Origin of the sequence: Methylorubrum sp. POS3, assembly GCF_043352485.1 — a bacterium.
GTDB classification, from domain to species: domain Bacteria; phylum Pseudomonadota; class Alphaproteobacteria; order Rhizobiales; family Beijerinckiaceae; genus Methylobacterium; species Methylobacterium suomiense.
On the sequence record NZ_JAPRBT010000001.1, the window covers coordinates 2,297,713 to 2,313,951 of the forward strand.

Annotated in this window: 16 protein-coding genes; 10 read left to right on the forward strand and 6 right to left on the reverse strand. The window is 70.5% G+C overall.

What is annotated here, in order from left to right:
* Positions 1 to 24: 24 nt before the first annotated feature.
* Positions 25 to 456 carry a thiol-disulfide oxidoreductase DCC family protein gene (locus OWC43_RS10790; protein ID WP_393956694.1) on the forward strand — a complete coding sequence of 144 codons (432 nt, stop codon included), beginning with the start codon at positions 25 to 27 and terminating at the stop codon, positions 454 to 456.
* A 13-nt stretch (positions 457 to 469) separates the two neighbouring features.
* Here OWC43_RS10790 and OWC43_RS10795 read toward each other — a convergent pair whose 3' ends face one another.
* Positions 470 to 1,348 (reverse strand): ATP-binding protein, encoded by an 879-nt coding sequence (locus OWC43_RS10795; RefSeq protein WP_137831033.1) that lies wholly within the window; start codon positions 1,346 to 1,348, stop codon positions 470 to 472.
* A 337-nt stretch (positions 1,349 to 1,685) separates the two neighbouring features.
* Between OWC43_RS10795 and yajC the strand changes: the two genes are divergently transcribed.
* From yajC to OWC43_RS10820, 5 genes are all read left to right on the forward strand, one after another.
* On the forward strand, positions 1,686 to 2,018 hold the full coding sequence (gene yajC / locus OWC43_RS10800; RefSeq protein WP_137831032.1) for a preprotein translocase subunit YajC: 333 nt from the start codon (positions 1,686 to 1,688) through the stop codon (positions 2,016 to 2,018).
* Positions 2,019 to 2,082: 64 nt separating this feature from the next.
* Positions 2,083 to 3,690 carry a protein translocase subunit SecD gene (gene secD, locus OWC43_RS10805; protein WP_137831031.1) on the forward strand — a complete coding sequence of 536 codons (1,608 nt, stop codon included), beginning with the start codon at positions 2,083 to 2,085 and terminating at the stop codon, positions 3,688 to 3,690.
* A gap of 83 nt (positions 3,691 to 3,773) precedes the next feature.
* Positions 3,774 to 4,721, forward strand: coding sequence for a protein translocase subunit SecF (secF, locus tag OWC43_RS10810; protein ID WP_137831030.1), 948 nt, complete (start codon positions 3,774 to 3,776; stop codon positions 4,719 to 4,721).
* Between the two features lie 16 nt (positions 4,722 to 4,737).
* Positions 4,738 to 5,124 carry an Mth938-like domain-containing protein gene (locus OWC43_RS10815; RefSeq protein WP_137831029.1) on the forward strand — a complete coding sequence of 129 codons (387 nt, stop codon included), beginning with the start codon at positions 4,738 to 4,740 and terminating at the stop codon, positions 5,122 to 5,124.
* A gap of 116 nt (positions 5,125 to 5,240) precedes the next feature.
* On the forward strand, positions 5,241 to 6,134 hold the full coding sequence (locus tag OWC43_RS10820; protein ID WP_393956695.1) for a phytoene/squalene synthase family protein: 894 nt from the start codon (positions 5,241 to 5,243) through the stop codon (positions 6,132 to 6,134).
* Between the two features lie 65 nt (positions 6,135 to 6,199).
* Here OWC43_RS10820 and OWC43_RS10825 read toward each other — a convergent pair whose 3' ends face one another.
* Positions 6,200 to 6,637: a hypothetical protein gene (locus OWC43_RS10825; protein ID WP_393956696.1), complete on the reverse strand. Its 438-nt coding sequence runs from the start codon at positions 6,635 to 6,637 to the stop codon at positions 6,200 to 6,202.
* Between the two features lie 158 nt (positions 6,638 to 6,795).
* Positions 6,796 to 8,949 carry a TonB-dependent receptor gene (locus OWC43_RS10830; protein WP_393956697.1) on the reverse strand — a complete coding sequence of 718 codons (2,154 nt, stop codon included), beginning with the start codon at positions 8,947 to 8,949 and terminating at the stop codon, positions 6,796 to 6,798.
* Positions 8,950 to 9,190: 241 nt separating this feature from the next.
* Between OWC43_RS10830 and OWC43_RS10835 the strand changes: the two genes are divergently transcribed.
* Together OWC43_RS10835 and OWC43_RS10840 are read left to right on the forward strand one after the other, a co-directional pair.
* A complete protein-coding gene (locus OWC43_RS10835; RefSeq protein WP_393956698.1) occupies positions 9,191 to 10,018 on the forward strand; it encodes a DUF3750 domain-containing protein in 828 nt (275 codons plus the stop codon).
* Between the two features lie 112 nt (positions 10,019 to 10,130).
* Entirely contained in the window at positions 10,131 to 10,622 is a 492-nt protein-coding gene (locus OWC43_RS10840; protein WP_393956699.1) for a GNAT family N-acetyltransferase, read from the forward strand.
* A gap of 3 nt (positions 10,623 to 10,625) precedes the next feature.
* On the opposite strand, the gene OWC43_RS10845 is transcribed toward OWC43_RS10840, so the two are convergent.
* Both OWC43_RS10845 and OWC43_RS10850 read right to left on the reverse strand, forming a co-directional pair.
* Positions 10,626 to 11,099: a DUF2442 domain-containing protein gene (locus OWC43_RS10845; protein WP_393956700.1), complete on the reverse strand. Its 474-nt coding sequence runs from the start codon at positions 11,097 to 11,099 to the stop codon at positions 10,626 to 10,628.
* On the reverse strand, positions 11,086 to 11,319 hold the full coding sequence (locus tag OWC43_RS10850) for a DUF4160 domain-containing protein (protein WP_393956701.1): 234 nt from the start codon (positions 11,317 to 11,319) through the stop codon (positions 11,086 to 11,088). The genes OWC43_RS10845 and OWC43_RS10850 overlap by 14 nt, the downstream gene beginning before the upstream one ends.
* Before the next feature lie 183 nt (positions 11,320 to 11,502).
* Between OWC43_RS10850 and OWC43_RS10855 the strand changes: the two genes are divergently transcribed.
* Together OWC43_RS10855 and dctA are read left to right on the forward strand one after the other, a co-directional pair.
* Positions 11,503 to 12,894, forward strand: a complete 1,392-nt coding sequence (locus tag OWC43_RS10855) for a GntP family permease (RefSeq protein WP_393956702.1) — start codon at positions 11,503 to 11,505, stop codon at positions 12,892 to 12,894.
* Positions 12,895 to 12,949: 55 nt separating this feature from the next.
* Positions 12,950 to 14,272, forward strand: coding sequence for a C4-dicarboxylate transporter DctA (gene dctA, locus OWC43_RS10860; protein ID WP_393956703.1), 1,323 nt, complete (start codon positions 12,950 to 12,952; stop codon positions 14,270 to 14,272).
* Between the two features lie 45 nt (positions 14,273 to 14,317).
* Here dctA and OWC43_RS10865 read toward each other — a convergent pair whose 3' ends face one another.
* Positions 14,318 to 16,003 (reverse strand): methyl-accepting chemotaxis protein, encoded by a 1,686-nt coding sequence (locus OWC43_RS10865; protein ID WP_393956704.1) that lies wholly within the window; start codon positions 16,001 to 16,003, stop codon positions 14,318 to 14,320.
* Positions 16,004 to 16,239 lie beyond the last annotated feature (236 nt).

The window sequence follows — 16,239 nt, forward strand, 5'->3', positions numbered from 1 at the left end:
GCTCGACGCCGCAGGAGCGCCCCGATGACCACGCCCACCGGCCCGTCCCCTTCCGCGCCGCCGGCGGATGCGACCGAGCTGACGGTCTATTATGACGGCCGTTGCCCGCTCTGCCGCGCCGAGATCGACCATTACCGGAACAGCCGCGGCGCCGAGCGGCTCGCTTTCGTGGACGCTGCGGGGGAGGGCGCGGCGCGGCTGGGTCCGGACCTCGACCGGGCCACGGCCCTGCACCGGTTCCACGTGCGGGCGCGCGACGGACGCCTCAGCGACGGGGCCGCGGCCTTCGCGCGGATCTGGCTGACCCTGCCGGGCTGGCGCTGGCTCGGGCGGATCCTCGACGCCCGCCTGTTCGGCACGCGCCCCTTTCTCATCCCGGCCGAGGCGGCCTATCGCCTCTCCCTGCCCCTGCGCCCCTACCTCGCCCGGCTGCTGTCCCGCCTGCGGCTGATCTGAGGCCCTTCTCGCCTCACCCGTCGAGCCGCTGCCCCAGCCGCCCCGCCAGATCCTGAATGAACTGGAACGCCGTGCGCCCCGAGCGCGAGCCGCGGGTGGTGGCCCATTCGAGCGCCTCGGCGCGCAGCCTGTCAGGCTCCACCGCGAGGCGATGGCGCTCCACATAGGCGCGGATCATCGCGAGATACTCGTCCTGGCTGCATTTGTGGAAGCCGAGCCAGAGACCGAAGCGGTCCGAGAGCGACACCTTCTCCTCCACCGCCTCGCCCGGATTGATCGCGGTGGAGCGCTCGTTCTCGACCATCTCACGGGCCAGGAGATGGCGGCGGTTGGAGGTCGCGTAGAACAGCACGTTCCCCGGCCGCCCCTCGATGCCGCCGTCGAGCGCCGTCTTAAGCGATTTGTAGGAGGTGTCGTCGGCGTCGAACGAGAGGTCATCGCAGAACACCAGCCAGGGATGGGGGTCCTCGCGGAGCAGGCTCATCAGTTCGGGCAATGCCTCGATGTCCTCGCGGTGGATCTCCACGAGCTTCATCGGCAGCGCGCCCTCGGGGCGGCGGGCATTGATCTCGGCATGGGCCGCCTTGACGAGGGACGACTTGCCCATGCCGCGGGCGCCCCACAGCAGGGCGTTGTTGGCCGGCAGCCCCCGGGCGAAGCGCTCGGTGTTCTCCACCAGCATGTCGCGGGCACGGTCGATGCCGGTCAGAAGGCCGATCTCGACGCGGTTGACCTTGGGCACCGGGATGAGCCGACGCTCCGGCCCCCACAGGAAGGCGTCGGCGGCGCCCGTGTCCACCTTCGGCACCGCAGGAGGCGCCGCGCGCTCAAGGGCCGCAGCGATCCGCTCCAGAAGCGGCAGAAGGTCGGCGGGCGTCGGCTCAGCGGCCATGGCGATGTCCGGTTCGGGTTCTCGGGGGAGGGCCCATGCCCTCGGGTCGCGCGGCTGTGTAGGCGCTTCCCGCAGAAATAGGGAGCCGCGGCAGCACCGTATGCTCCGGCGCGAAGAGCGCCGCGCGCAGCGGCCTCGGCTTTTGCCGAGGCATCGAGCGGAGCGAGAAGCCGAAGGCCGCGGACGCGGCCGCCGGCGCTCGAGGCCGGCAGAACCAACCACGTTGCTTTCGAATCGCCCGTGGCTATAGTCCGCGCGCTTTTCGACAGGCCCGTCGTCTCGCAAGGCCCGCCCTCTTCCATGCGCGGGCTCGTCCCCGTTTCAGGAGTTTGACCGCGTGATCACCCCCGCCTTCGCGCAAGGAGCCGGTGCTGCGAGCGGCGCGGAAGTCGCGTTGCAGTTCGTCCCCTTCGTCCTGATCTTCGTGATCATGTACTTCCTGATCCTGCGTCCGCAGCAGCGCCGGCTCAAGGATCACCAGGGCATGGTGAAGAACCTGCGCCGTGAGGACACGATCGTGACGACCGGCGGCCTCGTCGGCCGCGTCACCAAGGTGACGGACGACGCCCCCGAGATCGAGGTCGAGATCGCCCCGAACGTTCGCGTGAAGGTGGTGCGCACGATGGTCTCCGAGGTCCGCGTCAAGGGCGCGCCCGTCAAGGCGTCCTGAGACGCAGCCTCAACGTGCCGGGCCAACTCCCGGCACCAACGACAAAAAGTTCGGAACCGGGCGGATGTTGCGCTTCTCGAGAACCAAGATCATCGCGACGCTCGCCGTCATCCTGATCGGCCTGAGCCTCGCGGTGCCGAGCTTCATCCCGGCCGACAGCCGCAAGGCGTTCCTGCAATCGCTGCCGTCGTGGTTCCCGAGCTGGATCATCCCGCAGCGGGCGATCGTGCTCGGCCTCGACCTCCAGGGCGGCTCGCAGATCCTGCTCGAGATCGACCAGCCCGACCTGATCCGATCCATGACCACGGGCCTGCGCGACGACGTGCGCCGGGTTCTGCGCGAGGCCTCGGTCTCGCCCGATGGCGGCATCCGGGTCATCAACCGCGGCGTCGAGATCCGCATCCCCGACGCGGGCAACCGCGCCAAGGTGATGCCGAAGCTGCGCGAGCTGGCGCAGCCGATCAACAACCCCCTCGCCGGCCCCGGCGGCGGCCAGACGCTGGCGGTGAACGAGAACGAGAACGGCACGATCCAGCTCGTCCTGACCGATGCCGGGATCACCGAGCGGACGCGGCGGGCGGTGACCCAGGCGATCGAGGTGGTGCGACGCCGCATCGATATCGGCGGCACCCGGGAGCCGTCGATCCAGCAACAGGGCGCGGACCGCATCCTGATCCAGGTGCCGGGCCTTCAGGACCCGCAGGAGCTGGAGAACCAGCTCGGCAAGACCGCCAAGCTGGAATTCCGCATGCTCGCCGATTCACCGTCGGGCGATGTCGACCTGCTGCCGAACAAGGATGAGGGCGGCGCCAAGGTCCCGGTCGAGCGGCGCGTGATGGCCGACGGCAGCGATCTCACCGACGCCCAGCCGGCCTTCGACCCGCAGACCCACGAGCCGATGGTGAGCTTCAAGTTCAACCTGCGCGGCGCCCAGAAATTCGGCCAGGCCACTTCCGAGAATGTCGGCCGGCGCATGGCGATCATCCTCGACGGCGTGATCCAGTCCGCCCCGGTGATCCGCTCGGCCATCACCGGCGGCTCGGGCCAGATCACCGGCAACTTCACGGTGAAGGACGCCAACGACCTCTCGGTGCTGCTGCGGGCGGGCGCGCTGCCGGCCAAGCTCACCGTGGTCGAACGCCGCGTGGTCGGTCCCGGCCTCGGCCGCGATTCGATCGATGCCGGCACCAAGGCCACGCTCGTGGCCGCGGCTTTGGTCGTGATCTTCATGTTCGCGACCTACGGCGTGTTCGGCTTCATCGCCAACATCGCGCTCTTCGTGCATGTCGGCCTGATCCTCGGCCTGATGTCGGTGCTGGAGGCGACGATGACGCTGCCCGGCATCGCCGGCATCGTGCTGACCATCGGCACCGCGGTCGACTCCAACGTGCTGATCTACGAGCGCATGCGCGAGGAGGCCCGCTCCGGCCGCTCCCTGGTCTCGGCACTGCAGGCCGGCTTCGACCGGGCCTTCGCGACCATCATCGACTCGAACTCGACCATGGCGATCGCCGCCATCATCCTGTTCTTCATGGGCTCGGGCCCGGTGAAGGGGTTCGCCGTGGTGTTCATCCTCGGCATCCTCACCACGGTCATCACGGCGGTGACGCTGACCCGCATGATGATCGCGGTGTGGTACACCACCTTCCGGCCCAAGGCCCTGCCGTTCTGAGACCGCCGGCCGGCCGCGACAGCGCAGCCGGCCGCCACGCCGTTCCGTAAGGCGCGTGCCGCCTTCAGGCTTCGAGACCGACCATGCGCCTGCTCCGCCTCTGGCCCGACGAATCGCATTTCGACTTCATGCGGTTCCGGCGCTTCACCTTCCCGCTCTCGGCGGTCGTCTCCGTCGTGACCGTGGTGCTGTTCCTCACCATGGGGCTCAATTACGGCATCGACTTCAAGGGCGGCACGCTCGTCGAGCTCCAGGCCAAGCCGGGCCAGACGGCCGACGTCGCCGCGATCCGCCACACCGCCAACGAGTTCGGCTTCGGCGAGACCGAGGTTCAGGAACTCGGCGGCGAGGGACAGGTGCTGGTGCGCTTCCCGCTCCAGGCCGGCGAGCAGGGCCAGACCACGGTGATGCAGAAGGCGCACGCCGCCTTCGACGCGCAGTACGAGTTCCGCCGCACCGAGACCGTGGGTCCCCGCGTCTCGGGCGAGCTGGTTCAGTCCGGCACCGTCGGCGTCGTGCTCTCGGTACTCGCCGTGCTGCTCTACCTGTGGTTCCGCTTCGAGCGGGAACTGGCGCTCGGCGCCATCGTCGGCACCCTCCACGACATCGTGCTGACGGTCGGCGTCTTCATCGTCACCCGCATCGAGTTCAACATGACCTCGATCGCCGCGATCCTGACCATCGTCGGCTACTCGCTCAACGAGACCGTGGTGGTGTTCGACCGGACCCGCGAGCTGATGCGCCGCTACAAGACCATTCCCGTGGTCGAGCTGCTCAATCTCTCGATCAACTCCACCATGTCGCGCACGGTGATGACCTCGATGTCGACCATCCTGTCGCTCGTGGCGCTGGTGATGTTCGGCGGCGAGGCGATCAAGGGCTTCGCGGTGGTGATGCTCGCGGGCGTCGTGATCTGCACCTACTCGGCGATCTTCGTCTCGACCCCGTCGCTGATCTATATCGGCCTGACCCTGTCGGGCGCGAAGTCGGGCCAGCGCGAGACCGGGCTGGCGCCCCAGGCGGCGGAGTGAGGGGGCGATTGCGGGGATGAGCGGAGCGGATCGCCCCGGCGGTTTCCTGCCCGGCCGGCACGGAATCGACGCCTACGGCAATGGCGGCTTCCGCTTCGGCGACATGTCGCATCGGGGCTCGATCCTGCTCCTGCCCTCCGGCGTCCATGCCTGGGGCGTGGAGCGGGCGGACGCCATCGACGCGGCGAGCCTCGCACCGGTCCTGGCCGAGCGGGAGGGCATCGAACTGCTCCTCGTCGGCACCGGCGCCGACATCGTCTTCCTGCCGGACGCCCTGCGGCAGCGCCTGAAAGCCGCGGGCATCGGCCTCGACGCGATGCAGACGGGGGCGGCGGCGCGCACTTACAACATCCTGGCCGCGGAGAACCGCAAGGTCGCGGCCGCCCTGATCGCCGTGTCGTAGGTGTCTCTCACGGGAAACCCGGCCCGCGAGAGAACCGGCCGAGCCGGGGCGTTTCGTGAGGTCCGCCGGTCACGGCGGCCCCGCTTCGCAGAGATCCGCCGCGCGAGCCCCGCTGCATGACGCGACCCGAGACCCGCACCGCGCCGAGCCCCGCCCCCGAGAACGGGGGTCTCGCCTTCGCCTTCCGCCATTGCGAGGAGCTGGTGCGTGAGGGCGATCCCGATCGCTACTTTGCCACGCTGTTCGCCCCGCCCGCCTTCCGGCCGCACCTGTTCGCGCTCTCGGCCTTCAGCCTCACCGTCGCCCGGGTGCGCGAGGCCGCGGGCAATCCGATGGCCGGCGAGATCCGGCTGCAATGGTGGCGCGACGCACTCCAGGGCGAGGCGCGGGGCGACGTGCGGGCCAATCCCGTCGCGGCGGCCCTGGAAGACGCCATCGTCGCCCGGCGCCTCGGGCGCCAGCCCTTCGTCGATCTGATCGATGCCCGGGTGTTCGACCTCTACGACGACCCGATGCCGCGGGTGAACGATCTCGAGGGCTATTGCGGCGAGACCGCCGCCTCGCTGATCCGCCTCTCCGCCCTGGTGCTGGCCGACGGGGCCGAGCCCGGCGGCGCGGCGGCGGCCGGCCATGCCGGCGTGGCCTACGGCATCACCGGCCTGCTGCGGGCCCTGCCCTGGCATGCCCGCCAGGGGCAGGTCTACCTGCCCGGAGACCTCCTGCGGAAGAACGGCGTGACGCGCGAGGACATCGTCACGGGGCGCGGCGGCCCCGGCCTCCTGCGCAGCTGTGCCGAGTTGCGGGCGCTGGCGCGCCAGCACCTCGCCTCGTACGCGGCCGCCCGCGCCACCATCATCCCCGCCGCCCGGCCCGCCTTCCTGCCCGTGGCGCTGATCGAGCCCTACCTCGCCGCCATGGAGCGGCCCGGCTACGACCCGCTCAACACGACGATCGAGATCGCCCGCTGGCGCAAGATCTGGCGGCTCTGGCGCACCGCCCGACGGGGCTGAGCGACGCGCTCGGTTATCCTGCCGCATCGGCCCGAAAGCCGGCACCCACCCTTCGGGCCGATGTCTTAGCCGCGAACCCGCGCGGGCGGCCGATCCGGGAAAAAGTCCTTGTCCGTCAAGGAAGCGGCCAGCACCGCCAGCAGCCCCGCATGCACGCCGAGCGCGGCGAGGCCCGGATGGGCCAGCGACAGCATCACGAGCGCACCACCGACGGAGAGAGGCGGGCCGACGACGTAGGCCGTCCCGCGCCAGCCCGCGGCCGGCCGGGCGAGCCGCCACCAGGAGGCGGCGAGGGCGCAGGCGGCCAGAGCGAGCTTGAGCGCGGCCATGAAGCGCAAGATGCGGGCGAGATCGGCCTCGACCGCCACCGTCGCCGTGCCGGCATCGATCGCCAGCCCCCCCGCGGAGGCGAGGAACGTCGCGACGAGGAGGAGCGTGCGCGGCCCGACCCGCGGCCGGGACGCCGTCGCCGGAGCCGCGATGGCCGGAACGTGCATCGCCATGATCGCCCGCCTCCCGATTGCGGAGCGATCCTACGCCGCGGATCGAGGCCTGTCGAACGGCGGGCGGGGACCGCCCCCCTTCCTCGATCCTCCGCCGCCATTCCGGGGCGCCGCAGGCGGACCCGGAATGGCGGCGGCGTTCTCGTCGAGAGCGATCGTCAGAACCGCGCCGTCAGGAAGAGCCGCAGGTTCCGGCCCGGCAGCAGGATCTCGTCCTTCTTGAAGGAGGCCGAGTTGCGGATGCGGTCGTCGAGGAGGTTGCGGCCCTGGAGTCCGAGGGTGATCTCGCTCGCGCCGTAGACCGCCGGATCGAGGGGCTTCGTGTAGCTGATCTCCGCCCGCAGATCGTCCCAGCCCGGCGTCGGCGTCTCGATCGGCGCGGTCTCGGTATGGGCGAAGGCGTGGAGCAGGAAGACGCGGGCGTACCATCCGTCGGCCCGCAGATAGGCGCCGCCGCCGACCCGGTGGGGCGGGATGCGCGGCACGAAGCTGCCGTTGTCGAACTGGGCGCGGACGAAATCGTACTGCGCGTCGAGGCCGATGAATCCGTTGCCGACGGGAATCAGGTCGAGCTGCGCGCCGATCTCGGCGCCGTAGAACTGTGCGTTGGCCTGGGTGTAGACGATCTGGCGCAGCTCGTCCTCGGCCCCGCAGGTCGAGAATTCGTCGCCGCAAAACGTGCCGGTCTCGCGCTTGTAGATGAAGCCGGTGTAGCGGGTGATGTAGCCGGTGGCGTCGAGGCGCAGGGGGCCCACCGCCCGGCGGATGCCGAGTTCGAGGGTACGGGCGCGCTCCAGCTTCAGATTCGGGTCGCCGATCTCAAAGGTCTCGGTCGCCTCGTGCGGCCCGCGGGAATAGAGTTCGAGCACGGAGGGCGCGCGCTCGACGTAAGAAGCCGTCAGGCTCCCGACGAAGTCGTAGGGCAGATCCTGCAGCACGCCGAAGCTTGCGCTCTTCGGTGCGAAGCGGCGGCGGCGGTCGTATTCCAGCGGATCGACCGACCCGGGCAGGTAGTCGCCGGGGAAGTTCGTCGCCGTGCCGGCGGCCCGCGTCCCCTCGATGCGGCCCGCCGCCTGGACGCGCGTGCCGGAGGGAAGCGCCAGCTCCTCGAACAGGTAGAGGGCATTGGCCCGCGCGTCGGTCGGCGCGATGAGCCCGCCCGCCTCGCCGGAGGTGCCGAGCACCCGCCGGTCCGACTGGATGCCGACGGCGCCGGTGAGCACGCCGAAGGAAAGATCGACCGGCACGTGCTGCGCCTCGACCCGCCCCTCGACCTCGCGGCTCTTGAAGGTCGAGCCGATGGTGCGCAGGCCGTCGTCTTCGAGGCCGCTCTCGTTGTGCTTGTAGACCGAGCCGCCGGCCCAGAAGCGGATCACCGCGAAGGGCCCTTCGAGCGGCCGGTACTCGCCGCGGGCGAGCAGCCGGTCCTGGACGGGATCGAGCAGCACGCGCCGTTCCGCCGAGCCGCCGCCGGGGATGCCGTAGAGCGCGTCGTAATGGCTGTAGGAAATGCCGACGAAGCCGCGGTCGCCGATCACCGAGAAGCCGACCGCGCCGCCCTGCGACACGTATTGCGAGTTCGCCTGGATGCCGGCGGGCGTGTTGTAGCTGTCGCCCTGGCTGCGGAAGCCGTCGGCATGGACGGCGACGTTGCCCGCGCCCGCATCGACGCTGGCGGCCGTGCTGTAGCCGTTGTCGACGCTGGAATACCCGGTGGTGACCCGCCCGGCGATGCCGCCCACGGGGATGAAGGTCGGCACCCGGTTGTTCTCGGCGGCGACCACGCCGCCGATCGCCTGGCTGCCGTAGCGCAGGGCCGCGGGGCCGCGCACCACCTCGATCCGGTCGGCGGCGATCGGGTTGATCGGCACCGCGTGGTCCTCGGACAGCTCCGAGACGTCGCCGACGCCGACGCCGTTCTCCTGGATCCGCACCCGGGTGTTGTCGAGGCCGCGGATGATCGGGCGCGAGGCGGCCCCCGGCGCGAAGGTCGAGGCCGACAGGCCGGGCTTGTCGAACAGGGCATCGCCGAGCTGGGTCGGCTGCGAGCGCTCGATCTCGGAGCGGGTCACCACCGTCACCGACGAGAACGAATCGGTCACCACCGGCAGCACGCCGGTCGGCGTCCTCGGGAGGGGTTGGAGAACGGCCCCGGGCACGGGCTTGGCGGCGGGCTGGACCGGGCTCGCGGTGACGCTCAGCTCTTCCAGGGTCGTGGCCTGCTGGGCCAAGCCCGGCACCGTCCCGCCGGACAGGATCGTCCCGGCCGAGAGTCCGGCCAGGAACAGGCTTCGTCCGGTCCGCCTCGCCACCCGCATCACGCTTCACCCACCACGTTATAATGTTTCATTGCGTGATCGTGACACTGTTACAAGCGCGGAGTCGCCCGCCCGTCGCGAGTCCGCGCGGGCGTTGCCCGGAAGCCTCACCCTCTCGTTTCACGCGGTCGTGCGTGCGAGCGCGCACGGGGCGGAACACGGCAGCCCCGCCTCTCGGTCGCAGGCCGCCGCGCGCCGCTTGAACCGCCGGGACGAGCGGCAACATGCAGGGGACATGACCGCCGCCGTCCTCGCGAGCCTGCGCCTCGCCACCCTCACCCTCCTCCTCACCCTGGTCCTGGCCTTCCTGCTCCCGCTCGCGACCCACGCCCTGTGGTGGAACGCGAAGGGCGGGCGGGCCGAGAGTTGGTCGTCCGCCGATTGGTCGAGCGCCGGGATTCTGCCGCCGGCCGCCGCTGCGCCGGAGGCGATGGTGCGGGTCTACGCCGCCCGGGTCGGGCGCTGGCGGGGCATCTTCGCCCATCACAGCTGGGTGGTGGTGAAGGAGGCCGGCGCCCCCCGCTACACCCGCTACGACGTGGTCGGCTGGGGCCCGCCGGTGCGGACCGACGCCTATGCCCCGGACGGGCGCTGGTTCGGCAACGATCCGGAACCGGTGCTGGCCCTCGACGGCGCGGCGGCGGCGCGGGCGATTCCCCAGATCCGCGCGGCGGTGGCCGATTATCCCCACCGCAGCCTCGGCTCGTACCGGGCGTGGCCGGGACCGAACTCGAACACCTTCGCGGCCCATATCGTCGCCCGCATCCCCGACAACGATGTCCCGCTGCCGCCGACCGCGCTCGGCAAGGACTGGACCCCGGCGGGCCACTTTGCCGAGATCACCCCGAGCGGCACCGGCCTGCGCCTGTCGCTCCAGGGCTATGCCGGACTGACCGTCGGCTGGGTCGAGGGCCTCGAGATCAACCTGCTCGGCGCCGTCGCCGGTCTCGACTGGCGCCGCCCGGCGCTGAAGCTGCCGGGCTGGGGCCGAATCGCCTTGATCCCGAGCGACGACACCGCGCGCCCGGAGCCGTCGCAGAAACCCGATCCCGTCTCCGGCTGATTGGAATCGGGGTTCCCAAAGGGATCATCCCTTTGGCGGGTGTCGGGCAGAGCCCGACGATCCTGCGGCGAAGGACTTGCCGAGATCGCCGTCATGCCGGCAAGCGTGGCCGATGACCGACCTCACCATCCGCCCCGCTGCCCCTGCCGACCACGACGCCATCTGGGCGGTCCTGGAACCGATCCTGCGGGCCGGCGAGGCCTTCGCCCTTCCGCGCGACTGGGACCGGGCGCAGGCGCTAGCCTACTGGTTCACGCCGGGACATCACGTCCATGTCGCGCAGGACGGGGCTGACATCGTCGGCGCCTATTACATCCGCGCCAATCAGCTCGGGGCGGGCGACCACGTCGCCAACGGCACCTACGCAACGGGCTCCCAGGCTCAGGGCCGCGGCGTCGCGCGGGCCATGGGGCTGCACTCGTTCGAGACGGCGCGGGGCTTGGGCTTCACGGCCATGCAGTTCAACCTCGTCGTCGCGACGAACACCCGCGCGGTGGCACTGTGGACGAGCCTCGGCCTGCGCGAGATCGGCCGCCTGCCGGGCGTGTTCCGCCATCCCGCCTACGGGCCGGTCGATGCCTTGGTGATGCACCGGACGCTGTAGGCGTCAGGCGGCGCCGCGCAGCTCTAGATAGCGGCAGGCAAGCCCGACGAGGCGAGGCACCGCGTGGCTCTTGGCGTAATAGGCCACCATGCGCCGCGACACGCCGAGCTGGACGGCGGCAGCCTCGTAGGTCAGGCCGTTGCGCTCCAGGAAGGCCGCGAAGTCGACATTGGTCATCGTCTCCTCGGACAGCTCTTCGAGGCTGTCCGCGCCGATGTCGAGGTCCGGATTACCAGGCCAGAAGATCGAGGCGCCTCCCTCGCCGAGCCGAACGGCAGCGAACAGCGCCGTATCCTCCCGCAGCGGCCGAAAAACTTTGAAGGTGAGAATGATGGGAGCGAGGTCGACGACGTCGCGCCGACCGGCCCGCACCCCGTCGGCCCAAGTGAGCGCCACACCGTAGAGCCTCTCCGCCGGCTCGACCGCCGCGAGGCGCGGCAGGGGATCGCCGACCGCGATCAGGTCAGTCGCGCTCATTGAGACGCCTCCACTCGGCCATCAGCTCGTCCGTTCGCCCGCTGGCCCAGGCCACCACCTCGGCTAAGGCCCGCCGCGTGATCGTACCCCGCATGATCCGCAGATCCCGTATCCCGACAAGGGCGTGGAAATCTGCCCCGACGACGTGGACATGCGGCGGGGCGTGATCGCGCGAGCGCAGTTCCACTCGGAAGCCATCGAAGGATGCGTAGGTCGGCACGTCGAGCGATCCAGGAACTCAGATATGGTGCAACGATTGCACCGGAGCAAGACACAAACCCATTCCCCGCCCTGACACTTCACACCCGATCCGTGCCTTCCGAGGCTTCGCCGTATTGAATCCGCTTCGCGGGCGGACATCATAGTTTCACGCGACCGCGAGTCGGCGCGGAGGACGACGGCTTTGAGCTTCCTGATCTGCCTCGCGGCGCTCTTCTTCCTGATGGGGATCGCCTATCGCGGCTTCTCGGTGATCCTGTTCGCGCCGGTGGCCGCCATGGGCGCAGTGCTGCTGACCGATCCGGCCGCCGTGCCGACGTTGTTCTCCGGCCTGTTCATGGAGAAGCTCGTCGGCTTCCTGAAGCTCTACTTCCCGGTCTTCCTGCTCGGTGCCGTCTTCGGCAAGCTCGTGGAGATTTCCGGGTTCGCCCGTTCCATCGTCGGCGCCGTGACGGGGTTGCTCGGTGAGGGGAGGGCGATCGTCGCCATCGTGCTCGTCGGCGCGATCCTGACCTATGGCGGCGTCTCGCTGTTCGTGGCGGTGTTCGCGGTCTACCCCTTCGCCGCCGAGCTGTTCCGCCGCTCGAACATCCCGAAGCGCCTGATCCCGGGGACGATCGCGCTGGGCGCCTTCACCTTCACCATGGACACCCTGCCGGGCACGCCGCAGATCCAAAACATCATCCCGGCCTCCTTCTTCAAGACCGATGCATACGCCGCGCCCGTTCTCGGGATCATCGGCGCGCTCTTCGTGTTCGGGCTCGGCGTCACCTATCTCGAATGGCGCCGCCGCAGCGCCGGCGACGAGGGCTACGGCGAGGGCCACGCCAACGAGCCGCAGGCCGCCGAGGACCGGGTGACCATCCCCCCGCTGGTGGCGATCCTGCCGCTCCTCATCGTCGGCATCGGCAACAAGCTCCTGCTCGGCTGGATCACCGCCGCCTACGGCGAGACGGCGAGCGCGGCGCTGACCCCCGAGATGGCGACCCATCCGGTCACCGTGCCGGTCAAGGCGGTGGCGGCGATCTGGGCGGTGGAGGGGGCGCTGCTCGCCGGCATCCTGGCCACCGTGATCCTGGGCTGGCGCAACCTCGCGCCGCGCTTCGTCGAGGGCTCGAAGGCGGCGGTGGCAGGCTCCCTGCTCGCCGGCATGAACACCGCCACCGAATACGGCTTCGGCGCCGTCATCGCCGCGCTTCCCGGCTTCAAGACGATCTCGGACGCGCTCTCGGCGATCCCGAACCCGTTGATCAACGAGGCGGTGACCGTCAACGTCCTGGCCGGCGTCACCGGCTCGGCCTCGGGCGGCCTCTCGATCGCGCTCGGCGCGCTCTCGGGCCGCTTCGTCGAGGCCGCGCAATCCGCGGGCATCCCCTTGGAGGTGATGCACCGCGTCGCCTCCATGGCAAGCGGCGGCATGGACACGCTGCCTCACAACGGCGCGGTCATCACGTTGCTCGCCGTCACCGGGCTGACCCACCGCCAATCCTACGGCGACATTTTCGCGATCACCGTCATCAAGACGCTGGCGGTCTTCTTCGTGATCGGGATCTACTACCTCACCGGCCTGGTCTGACCCCTGGCACTCCCCTTGCTGCCCTGGCGGCGGGATGAAGGGGAGGGGCCACCCGATGACGACCACCACCGCCGCCGCGCTGCCGGCCGAGCGGACGCCGCTCCACAAGTCGCTGTTCGCGCAGGTGATCGCGGGGCTTCTCGTCGGCATCCTGCTCGGGCTCGCCGCGCCCGAATTCGCCCGGAGCCTGAAGGTTCTCAGCGACGCCTTCCTGAAGCTGATCTCGATGATCGTCGCGCCGATCGTGTTCTGCGTCGTCGTCCACGGCATCGCCGGGGCGGGCGACCTGAAGAAGGTCGGCCGGGTCGGGATCAAGGCGCTGATCTATTTCGAGGTCATGACCACGGTCGCCCTCGTGCTCGGCCTCGTCCTGGCCTGGGTCGTCGGGCCGGGGCACGGCATGAACATCGACGTCGCGAGCCTCGATGCCAGGGCGCTCGGGACGCATGCCGACAACGCGCAGAAGCTTCAGGGCGGGGGCATCTCGGCCTTCCTGCTCGACGTGATCCCCAAGACCGTCTTCGACGCGCTCGCCCGCAACGACGTGCTGCAGGTGCTGTTCTTCGCGGTGCTGTTCGGGGCGAGCCTGTCGCTGGTCGGCGGGGAGAAGGGCCAGGCGGTCTCGGAGATGATCGACGCGCTCTCGACCGTGCTGTTCAAGGCGATGGGCCTGATCGTGCGGGTGGCGCCCCTCGGCGTGCTCGGCGCGGTCGCCTACACGGTCGGCCGCTACGGCATCGGCTCGCTGACGCAGCTCCTGTCGCTGGTCGCCCTGTTCTACGCCGCGGTCGCGGTGTTCGTGTTCGGGGTGCTCGGGGCGGTGATGCGGCTGTCCGGGCTCAGCCTCGTTAAGTTCCTGAAATATCTGCGCGCCGAGCTCACCATCGTGCTCGGCACCGCCTCCTCGGATGCGGTGCTGCCGCAGATCATGCGCAAGCTTGTGCATCTGGGCGTCAAGGATTCCACCGTCGGTCTCGTGGTGCCGACGGGCTACTCGTTCAACCTCGACGCCTTCTCGATCTACCTGACGCTCGCCGTGGTCTTCATCGCGCAGGCGACCCACACGCCGCTCTCGCTCGGTGACCTGATGCTGGTGCTCGGCGTCTCGCTCGTCACCTCCAAGGGCGCGCACGGCGTGCCGGGCTCGGCGATCGTGATCCTGGCCGCGACCCTGAACGCCGTGCCGGCGATCCCCGCCATCGGCCTCGTGCTGGTGCTCTCGGTCGATTGGTTCATCGGCATGGCCCGGGCGCTGGGCAACCTGATCGGCAATTGCGTCGCCACAATCGTGGTCGCCGCCTGGGAGGGCGATCTCGACCGGGAGCGCGCCCGCCGGGTGCTGGACGGGGAGGCCGAAGCGGTGCCCGAGATCGCCTGAACCCGTGACGGCGCCTCCCCCGGTGCGCGCGGAACCCCGCCCGCCTCAGGCCGCCCGAACGTCCGCCAGGAACCGGTCCACTTCGCTGCCGAGGCGCTCGGATTGGCGGGACAGATCGGTCGCGAAGGCGAGCACCTGGCTCGCCGCCGCGCCGGTCTCCTTCGCCGCGCCCGCGACACCCGTGACATGGCCGGTGACCTCGCCGGTCCCGGCGGCGGCCTGGGCGACGTTGCGGACGATCTCCTGCGTCGCCGCGCCCTGCTCCTCCACCGCCGCCGCGATGCCGGTGGCGACGCCGCTGATCTCGCCGATGCGCGCGGCGATCCCGTCGATCGCCGCGACCGCCTGACCAGTCGAGGCCTGGATGCGGCCGATCTGGCCGGTGATCTCCTCGGTCGCCCGCGCGGTCTGGTTGGCGAGTTCCTTGACCTCGGCGGCAACCACCGCGAAGCCCCGGCCCGCCTCCCCGGCGCGGGCCGCCTCGATGGTGGCGTTGAGGGCCAGCAGGTTGGTCTGGCCCGCGATGGTGGAGATCATGGTAACGATATCGCCGACCCGGGCGACCTCGCCGCTGAGTTCCTTCACCAGGACGGCGCTGCGGCCGGCCTCGCCGACGGCGGCCTGCGCGAGCGCCGCCGAGCCGTCGACCTGCCGGCCGATCTCGGTCACGGTGGAGCCGAGCTCCTCCGCCGCCGCCGCCACGGTGGTGACGTTGGTCTCGGCCATCTCGGCGGCGGCCGCGACCGCGAGCGAGCGGCGGGCGGTCTGGTCCGCGGTGCCGGCCATGCCCTGGGCGGTGGCCTGAAGCTGAGCCGCCGCGGAGGCGACGCCGCCGATCAGGCCGCCGACCGCCCGCTCGAAACCGTCGGCCATGGCCCGCGTCGCCGCCTTGCGCTGCCTCTCGGCATCGGCGCGGGCGAGGGCGGTCTCCTCCTCGAGCGCGCGGGTGCGGGTCAGGTTGTCCTTGAACACCTGCACGGCCGCCGCCATGGCGCCGATCTCGTCGCGGCGGCCGGAGGCGGGAATCGCGACCGTCGCGTCGCCGGCGGCGAGGCGCCCCATCGCGCGCGTCATGGACCGCAACGGGCGGGCGACGTGCAGGGTGAGCCCGAAAGCGGCGGCTCCGGCGAGGAGGATGCCCAGCCCGATGAAGAGCAGAGTGTAACGGTTGGCCGCATCGTAGGCGGCCTGCGCCGCGGCGCCGGCGAGGCGGGCCTCGTTCTCGTTGGCGTCGATCAGCTTCTGCAAGTCTGCCAGCGTCGCGTTGCTGCCCGCCGACATCGTGGTGTTGTAGATGCGTTGCGCCCCGACGATGTCGCCCCGCTGGGCCAGGGCGAAGGCATCGCCCTGTAGGGCGATGTAGCTCTGCCATCGGGTCTCGAAGCCGGAGAACAGGGCCGCGGCTTCCGGGCTGGGGGACAGCGCCCGGAAGTTCTGGCGCATTTCGGCGAGTTCGCGGGTGCGCGTGGCGATGGTCGCGGCAACCTCCTGGCGCAGGGCCGGCGTGTCGGCCGTGATGAGGCGCCCCCCGTTCACGCGCAGACGCAGGACGGCGACCTGGATCTTGCCGAGGACCTGCGTGATCGGCAGGCGATGGTCCCGCAGCTCCCGCGCGGCTTCGTTGACCTGGCGCATCTGCCACAGCGAGAAGGCGCCGAGCCCGGCCACCAGGGCCACCATCAGCGCGAAGCAGACCCCGAGCTGACCGCCGATGGAGCGGGACACACGCATGCGTTCGAATCTTTCGTGAGCGACCACGTCCACGGGTATCGACCGTCTGTTCCCGATCCCTTAACGGGGGCACCCCACCGCCCGGCGGGCGATGCAGGGGCGGAATGCGGCGCGCGCCGATGAGCCTGCGCCGATATCCGCGGGAGACATGATCCGGGGCGGCCAACACGTTGCCGCACCACAATCTCCAAGACCCTTCCCGTCGGGTGCCGCGACCGTTACGCTTGCGCCGAACC

What these genes read in the sequence shown, in the direction of transcription:
- OWC43_RS10790 (WP_393956694.1), top strand. Translation starts at nt 25, where the DNA reads ATGACCACGCCCACCGGCCCGTCCCCTTCCGCGCCGCCGGCGGATGCG.
- OWC43_RS10795 (WP_137831033.1), bottom strand. Translation starts at nt 1,348, where the DNA reads ATGGCCGCTGAGCCGACGCCCGCCGACCTTCTGCCGCTTCTGGAGCGG.
- secD (WP_137831031.1), top strand. Translation starts at nt 2,083, where the DNA reads ATGTTGCGCTTCTCGAGAACCAAGATCATCGCGACGCTCGCCGTCATC.
- secF (WP_137831030.1), top strand. Translation starts at nt 3,774, where the DNA reads ATGCGCCTGCTCCGCCTCTGGCCCGACGAATCGCATTTCGACTTCATG.
- OWC43_RS10815 (WP_137831029.1), top strand. Translation starts at nt 4,738, where the DNA reads ATGAGCGGAGCGGATCGCCCCGGCGGTTTCCTGCCCGGCCGGCACGGA.
- OWC43_RS10820 (WP_393956695.1), top strand. Translation starts at nt 5,241, where the DNA reads ATGACGCGACCCGAGACCCGCACCGCGCCGAGCCCCGCCCCCGAGAAC.
- OWC43_RS10825 (WP_393956696.1), bottom strand. Translation starts at nt 6,637, where the DNA reads ATGGCGATGCACGTTCCGGCCATCGCGGCTCCGGCGACGGCGTCCCGG.
- OWC43_RS10835 (WP_393956698.1), top strand. Translation starts at nt 9,191, where the DNA reads ATGACCGCCGCCGTCCTCGCGAGCCTGCGCCTCGCCACCCTCACCCTC.
- OWC43_RS10840 (WP_393956699.1), top strand. Translation starts at nt 10,131, where the DNA reads ATGACCGACCTCACCATCCGCCCCGCTGCCCCTGCCGACCACGACGCC.
- OWC43_RS10845 (WP_393956700.1), bottom strand. Translation starts at nt 11,099, where the DNA reads ATGAGCGCGACTGACCTGATCGCGGTCGGCGATCCCCTGCCGCGCCTC.
- dctA (WP_393956703.1), top strand. Translation starts at nt 12,950, where the DNA reads ATGACGACCACCACCGCCGCCGCGCTGCCGGCCGAGCGGACGCCGCTC.
- OWC43_RS10865 (WP_393956704.1), bottom strand. Translation starts at nt 16,003, where the DNA reads ATGCGTGTGTCCCGCTCCATCGGCGGTCAGCTCGGGGTCTGCTTCGCG.